Consider the following 19,583-nt stretch of genomic DNA (forward strand, 5'->3'; position numbering starts at 1 on the left):
AAACGCCTTATTAGTAGCACAAAATCTATATTTCTATGTGTCTAAAAATTATACTTAGCGATTTAATCTATATTGTATTGCTTCAACTTATTGTAAAGTGTTTTTCTGGTAATTTTAAGCAGTTTTGCCGCTTCAGATTTATTATTCTGTGCCTTTGACAAAGCATGAATAATTGCTTCTTTTTCATTTTCTGATAATGAAAAACTTCCGTTATTCGTTTGCGTTTTTTGAATCTGAAAAAATTCAGCTGGAAGAACGTCACTTTCTATGAAGTCACCTTTTGATAAAAGTGTCGCGCGTTTAACGCAGTTTTGAAGTTCACGTAAATTTCCAGGCCAATTGTAATTTTGAAAAATAGAAACTACTTCTGGCGAAAACCCAATAATATCTTTATTTAATTGCTGATTGGCTTTCTCCAAAAAGAAATCTGCAAAAACCATTAAATCTTCGTCTCTGTCTTTTAACGATGGCGACTGAATAGAGAATTCGTTGATTCTATGGTATAAATCTTCTCTAAAATCGCCATTCTTTACTGCTTCGCGCAAATCTTCGTTTGTAGCAGTAATAATGCGTATATCGACGTTTATTTCTTTATTGCTTCCAACAGGTTTTATTTTTCGTTCCTGAAGTGCTCTTAATAACTGTATTTGGTTTTCGTACGAAAGATTTCCTATTTCATCCAGAAAAAGGGTTCCTCCGTTTGCAGCTTCAAAATAACCCATCTTATCGTTGATTGCTCCTGTGAAAGATCCTTTTAAATGACCAAAAAATTCACTTGCTGCCAATTCTTTAGGAATCGCTCCACAATCGACTGCTATAAAATTGTTATTCTTTCGCAAACTTTGTTGATGAATACTTTTGGCTATAATTTCTTTACCGGTTCCGCTTTCTCCAATTATTAAAACAGACATATCTGTTGGACTTACCAATTGAATATGATCTAATAATTTTTTGGATGCTACTGAAATTCCTTTAACAAACTCATTTTCTCCACTATCTTTCTTCTTTACGGATTTCTTTTCCTTAACAGGAATTTCTTCTGTTTCTGCTTCCGAAGCTTTTAGTGCATTTGTTATTACCAATAAAACCTCATCTGGATTGAATGGTTTTGAGATGTAATCTGCTGCGCCATTTTTTATAGCTTTAACGGCAGTATTTACATCAGAATAGCCTGTCATAAGTATAACAGGAGTTTGTGGATAGGCTGCTTTAATTTCGGCCATTAGCCCAATACCGTCAGAATCAGGCAAACGAAGATCTGTCAAAATTAAATCAAATGATTCTTTTTTGATTGCTAATCTTGCTTCTGCAGCAGAGAAAGCAATAGTTACATCGTAGTCTTTTTTTATTAGAAATTTCTCTAATAATTTGCAAAACGAAATATCATCTTCTATCAGTAATATCTTTGGCATTTGTTTTTAGGGACTTTTTTGCTAAAATAAGACTATTAAAATTGTCTTTTCACAAAATTATGCAAAAAAAAAGAGATTGCTTATCGCAATCTCTTTTTCACCAAAAATCTAAATCTAAATTCACCTATTTATATCTTCAACCAGTTGCCATTGACATCTGAAAAAACAGTAGCCTTTTGGTCACCAACCGATATTTCTAGTTTATATTCTTTCTTTTCGTTTACAAACGCTTTGTCCAGTTTTGCGCCCGGATAAGCAGTTTGGAGTGCTGTTTTCACAGCAGCGGGTACAGCATCTGCACTAACTTCTGTATATCCAGTTTGAATAGAAACAGTTATTTTAGCCTGTTCCGGAGTTGGCAAATTACTTGCGTAAATTGACAAACTACCTAAAACGATTGCTGCTGATAAGATTAACTTTTTCATAGTGCTCTCTTTTTTTTAATGATTATTTTTTAATGATGTTTCCTGAAGCATCTGTATATACAGTATACTTTTTATCACCACTTGAAATTTCTAGTTTGTACTCGTTCTTTTCGCTTTTATAAGCTTTTTCAAGTTTTGTGTTTGGAAAAGATTTTTCGAGCGTTGATTTTACAGCAGCCGGAACCGCATCTGCACCAATCTCTGTAAATTCATCCTGAACAATTAATGACTCGATTGCTGAAGTTTTAATTACGGGATTGCCTGCCTGAACTGACAAACCTCCAAGAACAATTGCTGCTGACAAGATTAACTTTTTCATAATAAATAGTTTTTATGGGTTATTAATAGTTACTTTTTAAGAATGTTCCCAGTAGCATCTGTATAAACTGTAGATTTTTCACCTCTTACGGTGATCTCTATTTTATACTCTTTTTTCTCGTTCACATATGCTTTTTCAAGTTTTACACCTGGATACGCATTGTCTAACGCTGTTTTGATTGCAGCCGGAACGGCATCAACTTCTTTATATTCGTCTTGAACGTTTACTGATTGTACCATTGAACTGGTCACGACAACATTCTCTGCTTGCATTGACAACCCTCCTAACAGGATAGCTGCCGATAAAATTAACTTTTTCATAGTGATAGTTTTTATACGGTTATTAGTTTAATTATTTTTTTACCCAAGATCCATCTGCATTAGCATAAAGAGATCCTACTTTATCACCTACAGTTACTTCTAGTTTGTATTGTGAAGTTGCATTTTTATAGGCTTTAGAAAGTATTGCGTCCGGATAAGCTTTCTTAAGAGCATCTGTTACAGCAACTGGAACTTCTTCTACTTTAATTTCAGTGTATTCATCCTGAATTGAAATTGTTTTTACGATTGTATTTGTAATTGGAGAAGTTGAAGCAAATGCTGTTAAACTTCCCAAAAGGATTGCGGCTGATAAAAATAAATTTTTCATAGTGTGTATATATTAAAGTTTGTCAATTAATTAGTCTAAAAACGATTCGAGAATTATTTTTTAATCCAAGTTCCATCTGCATTAGCAAAAAGATTTCCAACTTTTTCACCAACTGTTACATCCAACTTGTATTCTGATTTCTCGTTTTTATATGCTTTTGTAATTACTGCATCTGGATATGCTTTTTTCAAAGCTTCAGCGATAGGAGCAGGTAATTCTTCCAATTTAATTTCTGTGTACTCGTCTGCAATAGATATCGTTTTTACGATTGTATTTGTAATTGGAGTAGTTGCAGCGAATGATGTTAAACCTCCTAAAACAATTGCGGCTGATAAGAATAAATTTTTCATAATGTGTATATTTTAAATTATTAATAGTTGTTTACGCTTTAGATAATGAAATTATTATGCCGTAACCAAAAATCTATATGCCAAACTACACAAACCCCTTTATTTAAAGGAATTACACAAAAACCGACTAAAAATTAAAACTATAAAAAGTGTATACTATTCTAAATCAGTGTGTAAAAAGTAAACACAAAAAGTGTTTACTTGCTAAAAAACAGCAAACCCAACAGGCTTAAAAAACGTGTCGGGTTAAATATGATAGAAAATAAAAAGGCTGCCAAAAATTGACAGCCTTCATAAATATTATTCTTCGATAGGATTCATTTTAAATGTATCCATAAATGCAGTTGTATAATCTCCTGCAATATATCTTGGATCATCCATTAATTGTCTATGGAAAGGTATTGTAGTTTTTACGCCCTCGATAACAAACTCATCTAAAGCTCTACGCATTTTACTAATTGCTTCTTCACGAGATTGTGCAGTTGTAATTAACTTGGCAATCATTGAATCGTAATTTGGCGGAATTGTATAACCTGAATAAACATGTGTATCTAAACGAACTCCGTGACCTCCTGGCATATGAAGTGTAGTAATTTTTCCTGGTGAAGGGCGAAAATCGTTATATGGATCTTCAGCATTAATACGACATTCTATAGCATGTAGTTCTGGCAAGTAGTTTTTTCCTGAAATTGGAATTCCAGCTGCAACCATAATTTGCTCACGAATTAAATCGTAATCGATAACTTGCTCTGTAATTGGATGCTCTACCTGAATACGAGTATTCATTTCCATGAAGTAGAAATTTCTGTGTTTATCTACAAGAAATTCTACAGTTCCAGCTCCTTCGTATTTAATGAATTCAGCAGCTTTTACAGCAGCCTCTCCCATTGCAGTACGCAATTCATCTGTCATGAATGGCGAAGGTGTTTCTTCAGTAAGTTTTTGGTGACGACGTTGTACTGAACAGTCTCTTTCGGAAAGGTGACATGCTTTTCCGTATGAATCTCCAACAACTTGAATTTCGATATGACGTGGCTCTTCGATAAGTTTCTCCATGTACATTCCGTCATTTCCAAATGCAGCAGCAGCTTCCTGACGTGCACTTTCCCAAGCTTTCAATAATTCATCTTCTTTCCAAACAGCACGCATTCCTTTTCCACCACCACCAGCAGTTGCTTTAAGCATAACTGGGTAACCAAATTCTTTAGCTAATTGTTGTGTTTGTTCGAAAGATTCTAATAATCCGTCAGAACCTGGAACACATGGAACTCCCGCAGCTTTCATTGTAGCTTTAGCAGAAGCTTTATCTCCCATTTTATCAATCATTTCAGGAGCCGCACCAATAAATTTGATTCCGTGCTCTTGACAAATTTTCGAGAATTTAGCATTCTCAGAAAGAAAACCATATCCTGGATGTATTGCGTCTGCATTTGTAATTTCTGCAGCAGCAATAATATTTGACATTTTTAAATACGATAAGTTACTTGGAGGGGGACCAATACAAACCGCTTCATCAGCAAACTTAACATGTAAACTTTCTGCATCAGCTGTAGAGTAAACTGCTACAGTCTTAATTCCCATTTCCTTACATGTACGAATTACACGAAGTGCAATTTCGCCTCTATTCGCAATTAATATTTTTTTAAACATCTTATTTTAATTAGATAATTAGACAATTTGATAATTAGATAATTTTAGATGATTAACAAAGCTTTATTGTGAATCCGTCTAAAATCTAAAATCTAAAATCTAAATTTATTTATGATGGATCAACTAAAAATAATGGTTGGTCAAATTCTACAGGAGACATATCGTCAACAAGAATTTTTACAATCTTACCTGAAACTTCTGATTCAATTTCATTGAACAATTTCATTGCTTCAATTACACAAAGAACATCACCTTTAGATATAACGCTTCCAACTTCAGTAAATACTGGTTTATCTGGAGATGGTTTTCTGTAGAAAGTTCCAATAATTGGAGATTTGATAGTAATGAATTTAGAATCTTCTGCAGGAACAGATGCTTCACTAGTTACGTTTACAACAGCTGGAGCTTGTTGAGGAGCTACTGCTTGTGGCAATGTTGCTTGAGCAGGCAATTGTTGTACATAAGTAGTTTCAGTTACGTTTCCTTCTAAAGTTGTTCTAATAGTGATTTTTACATCATCCATTTCTAACTTTACTTCTGCAACTCCCGAATTTGCTACAAATTTGATTAGGTTTTGAATTTCTTTTAAATCCATAATGATTTGTTTTTAGTTTTGATTTATTTTTTATCGTAAGCCCATTTCAAGTAAATAGATCCCCAAGTGAATCCTCCACCAAAAGCGGCAAAAATAATATTATCTCCTTTTTTAAGCTTATCTTCAAAATCAGCTAATACTAACGGTAAAGTTCCAGAAGTAGTATTACCATACCTTTCGATGTTTACTAAAACTTTAGAATCTTCTAATTCTAATCTTCCCGCGGTAGCATCAATAATACGTTTATTAGCTTGATGTGGTACCAACCAATTAACATCCTGATTTGTCAAATTATTTCTCTTCAAAATCAATTCGCTTGCATCAGCCATATTAGTTACAGCATATTTAAAAACGGTTTTACCGTCTTGCATAATATTGTGCTGTCTGTTTTTTACAGTTTCCTCAGTAGGCGGAATCAAAGAACCCCCTGCTGGAATTTTAAGAAAGTCGCGTCCTACACCATCACTTCTTAAATATTCATCTTGCAAACCTAAACCTTCATAATTTGGTTCAAAAAGAACCGCACCTGCTCCATCACCAAAAATAATACAAGTTGCTCTATCTGTATAATCTACAATTGATGACATTTTATCTGCACCAATTAGAAGTACTTTTTTGTAACGTCCTGACTGAATATAAGCTGCAGCAGTAGACATTCCGTATAAGAAACTTGAACAAGCCGCCTGCAAATCGTAAGCGAATGCATTTGTAGCTCCTATTTCTGTTGCAACATAAACTCCCGTAGAAGCCACCATCATATCTGGTGTTGCTGTTGCCATGATAACCATATCAATTTCTAAGGGATCTATATTAGCTTTTGCTATTAAATCCTGTGCTGCTTTTATGGCAAGATAAGACGTTCCTTTATCGGCATCTTTAAGAATTCTTCTTTCTTTAATTCCTGTACGAGTGGTAATCCATTCGTCATTGGTATCTACCATAGTTTCCAATACTTTGTTCGAAAGTACAAAGTCAGGGACGTAGCCTCCAACAGCGGTAATTGCGGCTGTGATTGTATTCATTATATTCTATTATTTCGTTTCAAATACTTTGTATTTGAAAAATTTTTAAAAGACTTGAAAATTACAAAAAAAAACGAAATGAAATTGTGCATAATTTCTTAAAAAAAGAAAATTATAACCAACAAAAAAAACTCTCACTATGTGAGAGTTCTAGTATCATTTACGAAAACGTATTAAGCAACCGCTACAGATTTATCGATAACAACTTGCCCTCTGTAATACATTTTACCTTCATGCCAGTAAGCTCTGTGGTATAAATGTGCTTCTCCAGTAATAGGACATGTAGCGATTTGAGCTACAGTAGCTTTATAATGTGTTCTTCTCTTATCTCTTCTTGTTTTCGAGATTTTTCTCTTAGGATGTGCCATTTTACTATATTATTTATCCGTTAATAGTTGCTTTAATTTGTCCCAACGCGGGTCAATATCTTCTTCTTGTTTACTCTCTTTTTTTTCTTCTTTGATCGTTAGTTCATTCAATTTTGTAAGAGCTTCGGTTTGCAAACTTCCATCTTTTACTCCTGGGTGAACTCGTTTTAGCGGTACCGAAAGTGCAATCATTTCATAAATGTATTGTATAACATCCATTTCATGCTCTCCGTGCGGCAAGATCAACAACTCTTCGTTATCATTGTTGAATTCATCTCCAAAACGGACAATTAATTTCATTTTCCCTTTTATAGGAAGATCAAAATCTTCGCCTGTTAGATCACAAGGCACATTTACAGTTCCTTTGTGTTTGAATTCCAACTCTAACATGTTGCTCTTCTTATCTAAAACTAAACCTACTTTGATATCCGAACTTTGAAATTCGTCGTAATCAAAGTTCTCAAAGAACGCGTTACTTATTTGATACTCAAAATGGTGTTTTCCTAGTTTTAATCCTATAAACGGAATTAAAAATTCTTTTGTTTTGCTCATTTCAACATCAATTTGACCAATTCATATCTAAAACTCAGATACCTGAATTGGGGTGCAAAGATATAAAATTATTATAAAACTAATAATCTTATTCACCTTTTTTTGTTTATAACTGTTTTTCTTTTATTTTAAGAGGTTTTTCGGTAATCTCTTCATACTGATTACGCGAATGAAAAATATCTATTGCTAGATAAACTGCCTCTTTAAATGAGTTAAAATCTGCCATGTCTTTTCCAGCAATATCATAGGCTGTACCGTGATCTGGCGATGTTCTTATTTTATTTAAGCCTGCCGTATAATTTACTCCTTTTCCAAAAGACAGGGTTTTAAACGGGATTAATCCCTGATCGTGATATGTTGCCACAATTGCATCATATTTTTCGTACTGACCGCTTCCAAAAAAGCCATCAGCAGGAAATGGGCCAAAAACCATAGTTCCAGCATCAAAAATTTTCTTTAAAGTTGGCTTTAAAACCAAATCATCTTCTTTACCAATTACCCCACCATCTCCTGCATGCGGGTTTAATCCTAAAACCGCAATTTTTGGTCGCACGATACTAAAATCCTGAATCAAAGATTTTTTGATAGTCTCAATCTTTCTTGTTATTAATTCTTCCGTTAAATGAGACGAAACTTCATTCAAAGGCACATGATCTGTCAACAAACCAACTCTTAAATTATCCTGCACCATCATCATAAGCGCATCCCCTTCTAATTGCTGATCTAAATAATCTGTATGTCCCGGAAATTTAAAATCTTCAGATTGGATATTGTATTTATTTATTGGTGCTGTTACTAAAACATCTACCAAACCTTCTTTTAATGCTTTGGTTGCCGCAACAAATGACTTTATAGCGTATTCGCCAATTTTTTCATCATTTACTCCAAAATTAATATCAACTCCTTCTCTCCATAAATTAAATACATTTACTTTTCCAGGCAAGACCTGATCTAATTTATCAACTCCATGAAATTGAACTGTAGATGTAAAACTCTTTTTAACGAAAGAAAGTATCTTGGCGTTTGCAAAAATAACTGGCGTACACATTTCCAACATACGAGAATCTTCGAATGTTTTCAATATAACTTCGCTTCCAATACCGTTTAAATCTCCAATTGAAATTCCAACAATTATATTTTCTGCTTTTTTATTCATGAGCTCAGGTTATTTATTACTAATTTTGATGTGCAAATTTAGTAAAATAAAACAACAATGTTTACAGGAATTATAGAAACCCTAGGAAGAATCCACGAAATACGAAAAGATCAAAACAATCTTCACATTACAGTAGACTCTTCTATTACAAATGAATTGAAAATAGACCAAAGCGTTTCGCACAACGGAATCTGCTTAACAGTTGTCGCCATAAAAGACTCTTTTTATACCGTTACTGCTATTGACGAAACTATTTTAAAAACCAATATTAGTGACTGGAATGAAGGTGATATCGTAAATCTTGAAAGAGGAATGAAGCTTGGTGATCGTCTTGACGGACACATTGTACAAGGCCATGTTGACCAAACAGGAACCTGCATTAAAATCGAAGAAGCACACGGAAGCTGGAATTACACTTTTAAGTATGATAAAAACCTAAGTAATATTACGATCGAGAAAGGATCTATTACAGTAAACGGAGTAAGCCTAACGGTTGTAAATTCTAAGGAAAACGAATTTAGCGTTTCAATTATTCCATATACTTTTGAAAACACAAACTTTAAAAATTTTAAAGTTGGAACAAAAATAAACCTGGAATTTGATGTTGTCGGAAAATATATCTCCAGACTTTATTCGATCAACAAATAATTTCGAAAATCTATTTCATAAAAAAAGCTTCAATTTAAATTGAAGCTTTTTTTATTTTATTTCTATAAATGACCACACCTCCTAAAACAACAGCCGATGCTACCAAGAACACAATATGATTATCAATTGGTAATGTCTCATCAGGTGGATCCATTATTACTGGCTCATCATCATCAGTAGTAACAGTAGGGGCATTAGGATGAGGAGTCTCCTGCGCAAAAACACTTGTAAAACTAATTAAAGCCAAACAAAACATAAAAAAAGCAGTATTTAATCTCTTCATAATTTTAACAAGTTGCACCAGAGCAAACTAGATTAACACATTCAATACATTTTAATATAATTCTCACAAAAACAAACCTTTACAACTAGTTCTTTGACAAATGTATAAGTTTTTTGTAAAAAAACAATTTTCTACATAAAAAAAGCCCTTACATTGCTGTAAAGGCTTTTGTGGTCCCACCTGGGCTCGAACCAGGGACCACCTGATTATGAGTCAGGTGCTCTAACCAGCTGAGCTATAGGACCGGTTTGAGGATGCAATATTACTACTATTTTTAATTCACTCCAAATATTTTAAGAGATGTTTTCTATTTAATTTTAAATGACTGCACCACTCTTTTAAAACTTAATTGATTTTCAACATCTTATTTAAAATAATTAAAACAGATTTTTTTATCTAATTTCCTGACAAAGCTCTACTAAAACTCCATTTGTATTCTTAGGATGCAAAAAAACCACCAATTTATTATCAGCTCCTTTCTTCGGAACTTCGTTTATCAATACAAAACCTTCACTTTTTAAGCGAATTATTTCGGCATGTATATCATCTACGTCAAAAGCGATGTGATGAATTCCTTCTCCTTTTTTTTCCAAAAATTTAGCAATCGGACTTTCTGGATTTGTTGCCATGAGCAGTTCGATTTTATTTGTTCCTGTCTGGAAAAATGAAGTCAGAACACCTTCACTTTCTACTGATTCCATTTTGTATGACGGAACACCTAATAATTTTTCGAACAACACATTTGCATCATTCATATCTTTAACAGCAATCCCGATATGTTCTATTTTATTAACCATCTCTATAATTATTGATTGATATAAGTATTAAAATAACCGCACTCGGCTATTACATCTTGATAATACTTTGTGTCCGAATAATCTTTTTTTAGCGCTTTAAATCCGTTCCAAGCAATAAAATTAATTTTGTCATCTTCGACGCTCCACCAATTTCTTACGTTATTATATTTATTGTTGTAATATTCATTTCGCTCACATTTTGCCAATAAATAAATACATTTTGCTTTTTGTTCTTTTGTCGAAGCTGCGTCAAATGCTTTTTGATAATACATTTTAGGAAGATCACAATTGGTAATCATTTTTTTCATTGAATCTCTAAATGAATACGGACTTGAACCATAACCCACAATACTTATTTCATAAAAAGTTCTTCCATTTCCAAAATGTGTAATATTGTAGAACGCATTTCCTAACAATAAACTATTCGTATAAACATCTTCTTTTTGTGCCAATTTATCCTGCATCGCTTTGATGGTGGAAAGAAATTCAATCTGCGTATATTTCTTTTTTTGATACGCCAAATGATCACAATCGTGACAATCTTTTATATTTCCGTTAAACGGATTTCCTAAAAACTTATAATACTGAACAGAATCTGTTTGCTTCATAAATTCAATAGCTTCCGGGATTTTATTTTTGAAAGTCGCCTGAACTGCCTGAAAGTTATTAATATCTTTTAATTTCAAACTATAGATTCCAGCACCAATATTCTCGATTTCACTTTTATTTGATTTCGATAAAAATGTTTTTATACCTAACAGATTTTTTTCATCATCATAAAAAGCATTTCCATCATTCCAATAACTATAACGCGATTCACCAAAAATCTCAGCCAAAACCAAATTCCCTTTTTCGCTATAAAGATTAGACAAATAACTTCTGCTCCATGAAGATGCATTTTGATAACGAAATTCTTGTCCTTTATAGTTTTTTGGAAGCTCATAATACAACCAATTCAAATCGGAAAGAATAGTTTTTTCGTTTTTATCCGTCAATTTATCAATTTTACTCAAGTTATTTACAAAACGCAAGAGACGAAGTTGCATTTCTGCTAATTCTGTTTTAGGAAGCGTTTTTACAGCTTTATCAAAATTCTTATCCGCATTTACATAATCTCCTTTTAAAGTCTGTAAATATCCAAGCGATAAATCCCATAAATATGGTCTATCTGTATTTCCTGCAGCCGAGATTTTTGCAATTAAATCCAACGCTTGTTTATCAACTTTGCTCTGGTTTTCTGTTTTAATTTCGGCAACAGTCAATTTCTTTTTGGGCTGATCTTCTCCTCCATCCTTTTCAAATGAATTATTTACAGATTGCTCAAGTCCATTTACCAATCTCGTTGCCAGATAATTTAAATGTTCGCTTTTAGGATCTAATTCATAAATCTTTTCGATTGCCTGTTTCTCATCCTTATAATATCCATGAATAGCCCAAAGTGCAGCTTTATCTTTATTGTTTTTTGCCATTGTAAGCGCTTTATTCCAGTCTGTTTCGTTTTTTGGGCTAAAACAATACGCTGTTACAACTCTTAATTCCGGGCATTTATCAAAAACCTGTGCGTACAAATAATTTGAAACTGCATATTTTTTTTGTTTTTGATTAATTCCTGCCACATATGATAGCGCGCGGTAATACAACGTATTTTTAGGAACGGAGCTTTCTGTTTTATTAAAAAAATCAATTGCTTTTTGCTTGTCATTACTATAAAAACGAGCTTTCATGGTAAGAAACCAATATCTATTTTTTAGAAAAGGATCTGAGGTCGTGTTGTAAACATTTTCGATTGATTGAATCATTTTAGAATCATTGAATGTTTTTGCCACAACTGGCTCATAACTCCAATAATCATTATTGATCGAAACTGTTTCTATCTTTTGTGCCAAATACAAAAACTCAACAAAACTTTTTACTTTTTCATCTTTCAACGGTATCTTTTTCCCCCATTTTAGCGATGAAGAATTCTCCTTTTTATTTTTATAAAACACATGAAGGCTTGTAATTTCTTCTTTGTTTTTAATTACATTTTTATCATCAGAGTAATATCTTGGTTTTTCGTCGCCAATTAAAAAATAATTTACTGTAGTGGTATCTATTTTTCCTTTTAAGTACGTTCCCCAATCTGATTTTATATCTTTATTGAAACGCGAATTATGCTCAGTATCAAAACCAATTCCATAGAAAATACTACCCGACAAAAAAAGCGGCGAATATGATTTATCAGCAAAAGTTTCCGGTGTAAAATTAGAATTGTAACCAAAAAAATCCCAATCATCTCCACCGCCGCAGGCATAAATTATTCCGTATGCAAAAAGTAAAACAGTACTAGAAACAAGAAACAACTTGTTTAAAAATATTCTTTTCATAGTTTTTAATATTGAATTCGTCCAAATCGTAAAATATAATTTCTCTTGGAGTCTGAACTAAATTCTCATCCAAATCTTCTGCCATTTCTACTAAATCTTTTGAAGAAATTGATTCTATTTTAAGCAGATCATTTTCTTCGTAAAAAATTCCATTTTTATAATTTGCCTTTTTTACTTTAAAAAATATTGATCCCGTTTTCTCAAAATTAGCATCTTTTTTTAATTCCTCTAAATTGAGTTTTGAACGAAGACCAATGACTTTTTGATTTCTAATATGAACTCCCCAAGAATATATTGGCAATGCAAAATCAAGATGCAATGGGTATTTTTTTAAACTTTCGAGATATTTCTCAGCGATTTTTTTGTTGTAGATAGAATTTAGAGAATCTGTTGCAATTGTTCCCATATTGTAATACATCAAAACTCCAGAATCGACATTTGGAATTTTTGTTTTCTTAAAATATTTCACTTGGTGCAAACGAATTGTTGCCGAAAGCTTCTTTTGCGAAAGCTTCTTAAATCGCTCAATAAATTTTAGATAATTGTCTTTACTTTTTAATGTCCAGTCGCAATCGATTTGAATTTCCTGACAATTAATTTTATTTTTAAGATTAATTTCTTCTACTAACCGAATTGTCTTTTGAGCCAAATCTTCAACATTAAAATTAGGCATTAACATGACTTTGTTTTGTATAAAAACCACTGGAACTATTTTGAAATTATCGACATTTTCCTGAAACCGAATAGGACTGATAGGAATTGGGTTTTGCGTTACCGGATGCAAACCAATGTCAAAATACCGAACATAAAGTTTGCTAACGTCATTATCTCGAAGAATTTCCTTTTCTGTTGGAGAAAACTGTAGGATTGTTTTCCAGTAATAAAAAGCCACAGTTGGCTTTTCATTTTTACTGCACGAAAACAGTAAAAAAGCCAACACACCAATCACGAATCTCTTTATCAAAACTTAGGAAAAATTATAATTTAACCCAAAAGTAAGAAATTATATATTGTTGATGTTTTGAAATTTAAAAAAAACAACAAAAAGGCAACACTCGAAATCCTAATAAATGGATAAAAAATTTCTATTAAAGCAAATATAATCGTTATTTTGTGCAATCAAATTCAGAAACCGTTATGTTGAAAAACAACTTCAGATATATTGCATTTTTATTGGTATTTTTAATGATGAGTTGCGCCAAACGAGGCAGCATTACTGGCGGACTAAAAGATACTTTGGCTCCGGTTTTAGTATACAGTTCTCCTGAAAACTTTAGTACTAATTTTAAAGGAGACGAAATTATTTTAGGTTTTGACGAATATGTTAAGCTTAAAAACCTCAACAAACAGCTTATCATTTCACCTCCAATGAAACGCGAGCCGTTGATTTTACCAACAAATGCGAGTAGAGTAATTACAATAAAAATAAAAGATACTTTACAACCCAACACAACTTATAGCTTTAACTTCGGACAAAGTATTGCCGACAATAACGAAGGAAATGCGATTAATCAATTCAAATATGTGTTTTCGACAGGATCATATATTGATTCCCTTTCGATTGGTGGACGAATTAAAGATGCCTACGAAAAAAATGTAGACAATTTTGTCTCAGTAATGCTTTATGAAATAAATGATACTTTTAAAGATTCTGTAATCTACAAACAAAGTCCAAGATACATTACAAGCACATTGGATAGTTTGAGGACTTTTAAATTAGAAAATTTAAAGCCAGGTAAATATTTTTTAATGGCCTTAAAAGATAAAGGAGGAAACAACAGATTTAATCCAAAAGATGACAAAATTGGATTCATTAAGCATTATATTACGGTACCAAATGATACGCTTTTTGAGATCGAATTATTTAAAGAAACAATTCCGTTAAAGGCATTAAAACCAATACAGGCATCAGGAAACAGGTTATTACTTCCTTATGAAGGAAAACAAAACTTTAAAGTTTCTAAACCAAAAATCACGTTACAACACAATGGTGAGTCTCTTGAAACTATCGTAACTGCTTTTCCTAAAAAGGACTCTTTGCAAGTTTGGTTTAAACCATTTAAAGTCGACAAGGTAGATTCGTTATCGATGGATGTAAAAGCTGAACATTTTGAGAAAAAATTTAATTTTAAAATAAAAGATCAAAAGAAAGACACTTTAAATATTACAGCTGCTCAAAGCGGAATTTTAAATTTCAGGGAGCGATTCACATTAGAATCAGCAACTCCATTGGTGAAATTTGACAAATCGAAAATCAAGCTAACGAATAAAGATTCTCTTGCCATAGATTTCACAACTGAGTACGACGAATTTGAGCAAAAATTGTATGTAGACTTCAAAAAAGAACCGGTAGAAAAATACCATTTCACCTTTTTACCAGGTGCTTTGACTGATTTTTACGAAAAAACAAACGATACTTTGTCTTATAAATTAGCGACTAAAGAATATGCTGATTATGGAAATCTAGTCCTGAATTTACAAAATGTAAAACGTTTTCCTATAATTGTTGAAGTTACAAATGCCAAAGGCGATGTAGTTTACGCAAGTGATTATTCTGAAGGAAAAACCAAAATTGAATTCAATACACTATTACCAGACAAATTTACAATTCGAATTATCTACGACGATAATAAAAACAAAATCTACGATTCTGGAAATTACCTAACCAAAACATACGCCGAAGAAGTCTTTTATTATCAAACAAGTGTAGATGTCCGAACGAATTGGGATGTTGAGCAACCTATTGATTTAAGCGTTCCGTTTAATCCAGAAGTCGAGAAAAAACAAATTGAGAAAAAGAGAAAAGAAGACGAAAAGAAAAGGAAAGCGTTCTAGATTTTAATCTCAAAATCGTCTTTATCACTCAAGAAATTGAGTCTTTTTCGCATTTCTATCATTGCATTTTTATCTAGATCAGCCACAAAAACACCTTCGGTTTCTTGTGGCTCTATGACATAATTACCCCAAAAGTCAATTAATTGTGAATGTCCAACATGTTCAAAATTATTATCATCAAGACCAATTCTGTTTACAGCTGCAACATAACTTAAATTTTCTATTGCACGGGCATTAAGCAAAGTATCCCAAGCTTTGGTTCTGACTTTTGGCCAATTGGCAACATATAAGAGTAAATCATAATTTTCGACATTTCGCGCAAAAACCGGAAATCGCAAATCGTAACAAATTTGCAAACAGATTTTCCAATCTAAATAATCTACAATCACTTTTTGCGTTCCCGCAATATAAAATAGGTCTTCTCCTGCCAACGAAAACAAATGACGTTTGTCGTAATATTGAATTTCGCCCGACGGAAAAACAAACAGCATTCTGTTATAATATTGATTATTATCGACGATAACTAAACTTCCTGTTATCGCACAATCTTTTTGTTTTGCCATTGCTTGCATCCACAAAACGGTTTCTCCCTGCATCGTTTCGGCAACTTCCGAAGCATTCATGGTGAATCCCGTCGAAAACATTTCCGGAAGCACAATCAAATTAACATCCGAATCGATTTGATTTATTTTCAATTCGAAGCTCATTCTGTTTTTAGCAGCGTCTTCCCAATATAGTTCTGATTGAATAAGTGCAATTTTCATATTCCAAAAATACGAATTTTAAGATTAAAACATTTTTTTCTTCAAAAAGCGTATTCTGCAAAATTTTCTCAAAAAACCTCCTCAAACCGTATATCTTTTGGATTATAAAAATACTTTGAGAAAAAATATTGCAAAAAATATGCGTTTTGTGCAAAAAAAATGCAAACGTGTAAAAATAATATATATATTTGGTCGCCAATAAAAACCAAAAAAGAAACATGAAAACCAAAGTATTATGAAAACAAAGCTAATTTCATTAGTGTTTATTGGGGGAATCATCTTCTCAGCAAACGCAAAAGAGGTTGCAATAAAAAAGCACCTTTTTGAACAAAAAAGCAGTCAGATTGAAATTTCAGGCCAAGTAGTTGGTCAAGACGATGGAATGCCAATTGCCGGAGCAACTATTTATGCAAAAGGCAATAAGAAAGCAGCAACTATAACCGATGAAAAAGGACAATTCAAACTGAATATTCCAGAAAACGAAACTCACCTTATCGTTTCTTACATGGGTTATGGAACTTTAGAATACGCATTAAACGGTACCAAAGATTTAGTAATTAGCTTAAAACCTGCCGAAAATGTTTTAGATCAGGTTTTAGTAACCGCTCTTGGGGTTAAAAAAAGCAGTAAAGCGGTTGCTTATGCGGTAACTGAATTAAAAGGTACTGAATTTACAAAAGCAAAAGAAACAAATATCGCAAATGCCCTGGTAGGGAAAATTGCGGGTGTAAACGTAAGCAGCACTGCAACAGGGCCAAATGGTTCAACAAGGGTAATCATTAGAGGAAATGGTTCTTTGAATGGTAATAACCAACCTATGTATGTGGTAAATGATTTACCGATTGATAATACGCAACTTAATTTACCAGGCATTGGAAATGGTGCAGGTTCAACAAGAATTAATGTTGACCGAGGTGATGGAACATCGGTTATTAATGCTGATGATATTAAAACAATCACGGTTTTAAAAGGTGGAACAGCAGCTGCACTTTACGGCTCAAGTGCTGCAAATGGAGTAATCTTAATTCAAACCAAAAGAGGTTCGGCTCAAAAAGGAATTGGCGTTGATTACAACACGTCGTTTACTTTTGAAACGCCATCGATTACACCAGAATGGCAATATGAATATGGCTCTGGAGCCAATGGAAAAAAACCAACCAATCAAGCTGAAGCAATTGCTGCAGGTCGTTGGTCTTGGGGCGCCAAAATGGACGGAACTGATGTTGTACAATTTGATGGTGTAGCGAGACCATATGTACCACAAAAAAATAACATTAAAAATTTCTATAACACGGGAACAACTTTTATCAACTCTTTGGCTTTATCAGGAGGAAATGAAAAAGCTACAGGACGTCTTTCGTTTTCGAATATGGAAAATAAAGGTGTTGTTCCCAATAATGATTTTAATCGCAAGAGCATTAACATGGCAAGTAATGTAAACTTGACAAACTGGTTAAAATTTGATGTTGTAGCACAATACAATTTAGAGAAATCAAACAACAGAGTTACGGTTTCAGATGCTGAGGCTAACCCGAACTGGGGAACTTACATGATTGCCAATACTGTTGACATTAGAAATCTTTCGCCAGGTTATGATGAAAATGGCGTAGAAGAGGCTTGGAATCCGGTTGCTGTCGCAACAAACCCATATTTTGTTGTCAATAAAATTAAAAACAGCGATACCAAAAATCGTTTTATTGGAATGTTGAATGTAAAGTTAAACTTTACTCCAAATTTATTCCTGCAAGGACGTATTGGTCAGGATTATACAGATTATGAGTTCTTTGGATATATTCCTAAAACAACTTTAAACAATCCTGTTGGATATGCGCAGGGTTCAAGAATGAAATTGTCAAACCTGAACTCAGAAGCAATTTTAAATTATACGAAGAAAAACATTTACAATAATTTTTCTTTAAATGCTTTAGTGGGTGTTAACTCCCGTACTACTTTGAGAGATGAAACCAGAGTTGAAGGTTCAAATTTTGTATTGGATAATTTCTATGCTTTAAGCAATTTATCGACGCTTACATATAGCTACCCATACGGAAAAACGAAAACAAATTCTGTTTATGCTGCCGCAGATTTGGATTATAAAAACATTGTGTTTTTAAACATCACAGGACGTCAGGATTGGTTCTCGACACTTTCAAAAGATAACAATACCGTATTTTATCCTTCGGTAGGAACAAGTGTTATCCTTTCGGATATTGTAAACATGCCAGATTGGATTTCATTTACCAAACTTAGAAGTTCATGGGCACAAGTGGGTGGCGCAACACCAGATCCTTATGCATTGAACCAATCGTACTCAATGATTCAGGGTGGTCACAACGGACAGCAATTACAAGGACCAACGAGTTCAAGAGTTCCTAACTCGACTTTAAGTCCGTTAACTTCTACCACATTTGAAGTTGGTGCTGATTTAGGATTTTTCCGCAACCGTTTAAATCTTGATTTTGCTTGGTACAACCGTGCTACTACAAATGACATTGTTGAAACTACAATTTCTAATGCATCTGGAGCAAATACTGCTTTATTGAATCTTGGAAAAATGAGAAATAAAGGTGTTGAAGTTTTATTAAGCGGTAAAATCATTAAATCAGAGAATTTCTCTTGGGACGCAAGTTTCAACGGATCTTATAATCAAAATACAGTTGAAGCACTTACAGATCAGTTGAACTCTATTACAATGGCAACTTCTGTAAACGGATATGTTACAATTACAAGTGATGTTGGTCGTCCTTACAGTATTATTAAAGGATACAAACCTCGTGTTGATGCTAACGGAAATACTGTTTATAATGTAAGTGGAGGTTCTGCAACTATTGCACAAGGACCACTTCAGGAATTAGGACAAGGTGTTCATCCTTGGGCAGCAGGTCTTAGCAACGAATTTAAATACAAAAACATCTCGTTCAGCTTCTTGATCGATGGTAAATTTGGAGGAAGTTTATATTCTGGAACTGATTTGTACGGAACTCGTATGGGATTAACTAAACTAACACTTGATGGTCGTGAAAGTGGCTTACCAATTAAAGGTGTTGATACTAACGGAAACCCGGTTGATATGGTGATTGCTCCAGAAAACTTAAGAACGTATTATGATGGTTTAAGAAACATTTCGTCAACATTTGTTTACGATGCAAGTTTTATAAAACTAAGACAAATTATTTTAGGTTACGACTTACCTATTCAAAAAATAAAAGGACTATCAAGACTTCAGGGGGCATCGGTTTCATTTATTGCCAGAAACTTATTCATTCTTTACAAGAAAACACCAAACGTAGATCCGGAATCTGTATTTAGTGCAGGAAATGCTCAAGGTGTTGAACAATTTGGAGTGCCAAAAACCAGAAGTTTCGGTTTAAGCTTAAATGTTAAATTCTAAGC

20 protein-coding genes and 1 tRNA gene are annotated in these 19,583 nt (G+C 33.2%); 3 read left to right on the top strand and 18 right to left on the bottom strand.

Going from position 1 to position 19,583, the window contains the following annotated elements:
- Nucleotides 1-62 precede the first annotated feature (62 nt).
- From IW18_RS14115 to pdxA, 12 genes are all read right to left on the bottom strand, one after another.
- Nucleotides 63-1,412 carry a sigma-54-dependent transcriptional regulator gene (locus IW18_RS14115; protein WP_041518522.1) on the bottom strand — a complete coding sequence of 450 codons (1,350 nt, stop codon included), beginning with the start codon at nucleotides 1,410-1,412 and terminating at the stop codon, nucleotides 63-65.
- A 128-nt stretch (nucleotides 1,413-1,540) separates the two neighbouring features.
- Complete coding sequence (locus IW18_RS14120) at nucleotides 1,541-1,837, bottom strand: hypothetical protein (RefSeq protein ID WP_041518523.1); 297 nt, start codon at nucleotides 1,835-1,837, stop codon at nucleotides 1,541-1,543.
- A gap of 22 nt (nucleotides 1,838-1,859) precedes the next feature.
- Nucleotides 1,860-2,156: a PepSY-like domain-containing protein gene (locus IW18_RS14125; RefSeq protein ID WP_041518524.1), complete on the bottom strand. Its 297-nt coding sequence runs from the start codon at nucleotides 2,154-2,156 to the stop codon at nucleotides 1,860-1,862.
- A gap of 29 nt (nucleotides 2,157-2,185) precedes the next feature.
- Nucleotides 2,186-2,476: a hypothetical protein gene (locus IW18_RS14130; protein ID WP_041518525.1), complete on the bottom strand. Its 291-nt coding sequence runs from the start codon at nucleotides 2,474-2,476 to the stop codon at nucleotides 2,186-2,188.
- A gap of 31 nt (nucleotides 2,477-2,507) precedes the next feature.
- On the bottom strand, nucleotides 2,508-2,804 hold the full coding sequence (locus IW18_RS14135) for a hypothetical protein (protein ID WP_041518526.1): 297 nt from the start codon (nucleotides 2,802-2,804) through the stop codon (nucleotides 2,508-2,510).
- Nucleotides 2,805-2,857: 53 nt separating this feature from the next.
- Nucleotides 2,858-3,154, bottom strand: a complete 297-nt coding sequence (locus tag IW18_RS14140; protein WP_041518527.1) for a hypothetical protein — start codon at nucleotides 3,152-3,154, stop codon at nucleotides 2,858-2,860.
- Between the two features lie 300 nt (nucleotides 3,155-3,454).
- Entirely contained in the window at nucleotides 3,455-4,804 is a 1,350-nt protein-coding gene (gene accC, locus IW18_RS14145) for an acetyl-CoA carboxylase biotin carboxylase subunit (RefSeq protein WP_041518528.1), read from the bottom strand.
- A gap of 109 nt (nucleotides 4,805-4,913) precedes the next feature.
- Nucleotides 4,914-5,399 (bottom strand): acetyl-CoA carboxylase biotin carboxyl carrier protein, encoded by a 486-nt coding sequence (accB, locus tag IW18_RS14150; RefSeq protein WP_041518529.1) that lies wholly within the window; start codon nucleotides 5,397-5,399, stop codon nucleotides 4,914-4,916.
- 23 nt (nucleotides 5,400-5,422) lie between these two features.
- Nucleotides 5,423-6,421, bottom strand: coding sequence for a beta-ketoacyl-ACP synthase III (locus IW18_RS14155; protein ID WP_041518530.1), 999 nt, complete (start codon nucleotides 6,419-6,421; stop codon nucleotides 5,423-5,425).
- Nucleotides 6,422-6,594: 173 nt separating this feature from the next.
- The gene (gene rpmF / locus IW18_RS14160; RefSeq protein WP_007137315.1) at nucleotides 6,595-6,789 is read right to left on the bottom strand and encodes a 50S ribosomal protein L32; all 195 of its coding nucleotides are present in this window, start codon (nucleotides 6,787-6,789) and stop codon (nucleotides 6,595-6,597) included.
- Nucleotides 6,790-6,798: 9 nt separating this feature from the next.
- A complete protein-coding gene (locus IW18_RS14165) occupies nucleotides 6,799-7,341 on the bottom strand; it encodes a YceD family protein (protein ID WP_041518531.1) in 543 nt (180 codons plus the stop codon).
- Nucleotides 7,342-7,447: 106 nt separating this feature from the next.
- Nucleotides 7,448-8,497, bottom strand: coding sequence for a 4-hydroxythreonine-4-phosphate dehydrogenase PdxA (gene pdxA / locus IW18_RS14170; protein ID WP_041518532.1), 1,050 nt, complete (start codon nucleotides 8,495-8,497; stop codon nucleotides 7,448-7,450).
- Nucleotides 8,498-8,554: 57 nt separating this feature from the next.
- On the opposite strand from pdxA, the gene IW18_RS14175 reads away from it, so the two are divergent.
- The gene (locus IW18_RS14175; RefSeq protein ID WP_041518533.1) at nucleotides 8,555-9,145 is read left to right on the top strand and encodes a riboflavin synthase; all 591 of its coding nucleotides are present in this window, start codon (nucleotides 8,555-8,557) and stop codon (nucleotides 9,143-9,145) included.
- 34 nt (nucleotides 9,146-9,179) lie between these two features.
- Here the strand turns inward: IW18_RS14175 and IW18_RS14180 are convergent, their stop codons facing one another.
- The 5 genes from IW18_RS14180 to IW18_RS14200 all read right to left on the bottom strand — a co-directional run bounded on the left by IW18_RS14180 (nucleotide 9,180) and on the right by IW18_RS14200 (nucleotide 13,555).
- Complete coding sequence (locus tag IW18_RS14180; RefSeq protein WP_041518534.1) at nucleotides 9,180-9,428, bottom strand: hypothetical protein; 249 nt, start codon at nucleotides 9,426-9,428, stop codon at nucleotides 9,180-9,182.
- Between the two features lie 171 nt (nucleotides 9,429-9,599).
- A tRNA-Ile gene (locus IW18_RS14185) sits at nucleotides 9,600-9,673 on the bottom strand.
- Between the two features lie 147 nt (nucleotides 9,674-9,820).
- On the bottom strand, nucleotides 9,821-10,225 hold the full coding sequence (gene mce / locus IW18_RS14190; protein WP_041518535.1) for a methylmalonyl-CoA epimerase: 405 nt from the start codon (nucleotides 10,223-10,225) through the stop codon (nucleotides 9,821-9,823).
- Between the two features lie 8 nt (nucleotides 10,226-10,233).
- On the bottom strand, nucleotides 10,234-12,591 hold the full coding sequence (locus tag IW18_RS14195) for a hypothetical protein (RefSeq protein ID WP_041518536.1): 2,358 nt from the start codon (nucleotides 12,589-12,591) through the stop codon (nucleotides 10,234-10,236).
- Nucleotides 12,551-13,555 (bottom strand): hypothetical protein, encoded by a 1,005-nt coding sequence (locus IW18_RS14200; RefSeq protein ID WP_052480173.1) that lies wholly within the window; start codon nucleotides 13,553-13,555, stop codon nucleotides 12,551-12,553. The genes IW18_RS14195 and IW18_RS14200 overlap by 41 nt, the downstream gene beginning before the upstream one ends.
- Nucleotides 13,556-13,728: 173 nt before the next feature.
- Between IW18_RS14200 and IW18_RS14205 the strand changes: the two genes are divergently transcribed.
- Nucleotides 13,729-15,426 carry an Ig-like domain-containing protein gene (locus IW18_RS14205; RefSeq protein WP_041518537.1) on the top strand — a complete coding sequence of 566 codons (1,698 nt, stop codon included), beginning with the start codon at nucleotides 13,729-13,731 and terminating at the stop codon, nucleotides 15,424-15,426.
- Here the strand turns inward: IW18_RS14205 and IW18_RS14210 are convergent.
- Entirely contained in the window at nucleotides 15,423-16,190 is a 768-nt protein-coding gene (locus IW18_RS14210; RefSeq protein ID WP_041518538.1) for an amidohydrolase, read from the bottom strand. The two genes, IW18_RS14205 and IW18_RS14210, sit on opposite strands and share 4 nt — an antisense overlap.
- Nucleotides 16,191-16,425: 235 nt before the next feature.
- On the opposite strand from IW18_RS14210, the gene IW18_RS14215 reads away from it, so the two are divergent.
- Nucleotides 16,426-19,581 carry a SusC/RagA family TonB-linked outer membrane protein gene (locus IW18_RS14215; RefSeq protein WP_041518539.1) on the top strand — a complete coding sequence of 1,052 codons (3,156 nt, stop codon included), beginning with the start codon at nucleotides 16,426-16,428 and terminating at the stop codon, nucleotides 19,579-19,581.
- Nucleotides 19,582-19,583 lie beyond the last annotated feature (2 nt).

Origin of the sequence: Flavobacterium hibernum (genome assembly GCF_000832125.1) — a bacterium.
GTDB classification, from domain to species: domain Bacteria; phylum Bacteroidota; class Bacteroidia; order Flavobacteriales; family Flavobacteriaceae; genus Flavobacterium; species Flavobacterium hibernum.

Bases quoted from the DNA above. Each gene is read 5' to 3' on its own strand.
- accB (WP_041518529.1), bottom strand. From the start codon at position 5,399: ATGGATTTAAAAGAAATTCAAAACCTAATCAAATTTGTAGCAAATTCG.
- IW18_RS14130 (WP_041518525.1), bottom strand. From the start codon at position 2,476: ATGAAAAAGTTAATTTTATCGGCAGCTATCCTGTTAGGAGGGTTGTCA.
- pdxA (WP_041518532.1), bottom strand. From the start codon at position 8,497: ATGAATAAAAAAGCAGAAAATATAATTGTTGGAATTTCAATTGGAGAT.
- IW18_RS14140 (WP_041518527.1), bottom strand. From the start codon at position 3,154: ATGAAAAATTTATTCTTATCAGCCGCAATTGTTTTAGGAGGTTTAACA.
- mce (WP_041518535.1), bottom strand. From the start codon at position 10,225: ATGGTTAATAAAATAGAACATATCGGGATTGCTGTTAAAGATATGAAT.
- IW18_RS14120 (WP_041518523.1), bottom strand. From the start codon at position 1,837: ATGAAAAAGTTAATCTTATCAGCAGCAATCGTTTTAGGTAGTTTGTCA.
- IW18_RS14180 (WP_041518534.1), bottom strand. From the start codon at position 9,428: ATGAAGAGATTAAATACTGCTTTTTTTATGTTTTGTTTGGCTTTAATT.
- IW18_RS14215 (WP_041518539.1), top strand. From the start codon at position 16,426: ATGAAAACAAAGCTAATTTCATTAGTGTTTATTGGGGGAATCATCTTC.
- IW18_RS14205 (WP_041518537.1), top strand. From the start codon at position 13,729: ATGTTGAAAAACAACTTCAGATATATTGCATTTTTATTGGTATTTTTA.
- IW18_RS14175 (WP_041518533.1), top strand. From the start codon at position 8,555: ATGTTTACAGGAATTATAGAAACCCTAGGAAGAATCCACGAAATACGA.
- IW18_RS14210 (WP_041518538.1), bottom strand. From the start codon at position 16,190: ATGAAAATTGCACTTATTCAATCAGAACTATATTGGGAAGACGCTGCT.
- IW18_RS14135 (WP_041518526.1), bottom strand. From the start codon at position 2,804: ATGAAAAATTTATTTTTATCAGCCGCAATCCTTTTGGGAAGTTTAACA.
- IW18_RS14155 (WP_041518530.1), bottom strand. From the start codon at position 6,421: ATGAATACAATCACAGCCGCAATTACCGCTGTTGGAGGCTACGTCCCT.
- IW18_RS14115 (WP_041518522.1), bottom strand. From the start codon at position 1,412: ATGCCAAAGATATTACTGATAGAAGATGATATTTCGTTTTGCAAATTA.
- IW18_RS14195 (WP_041518536.1), bottom strand. From the start codon at position 12,591: ATGAAAAGAATATTTTTAAACAAGTTGTTTCTTGTTTCTAGTACTGTT.
- IW18_RS14125 (WP_041518524.1), bottom strand. From the start codon at position 2,156: ATGAAAAAGTTAATCTTGTCAGCAGCAATTGTTCTTGGAGGTTTGTCA.
- rpmF (WP_007137315.1), bottom strand. From the start codon at position 6,789: ATGGCACATCCTAAGAGAAAAATCTCGAAAACAAGAAGAGATAAGAGA.
- accC (WP_041518528.1), bottom strand. From the start codon at position 4,804: ATGTTTAAAAAAATATTAATTGCGAATAGAGGCGAAATTGCACTTCGT.
- IW18_RS14165 (WP_041518531.1), bottom strand. From the start codon at position 7,341: ATGAGCAAAACAAAAGAATTTTTAATTCCGTTTATAGGATTAAAACTA.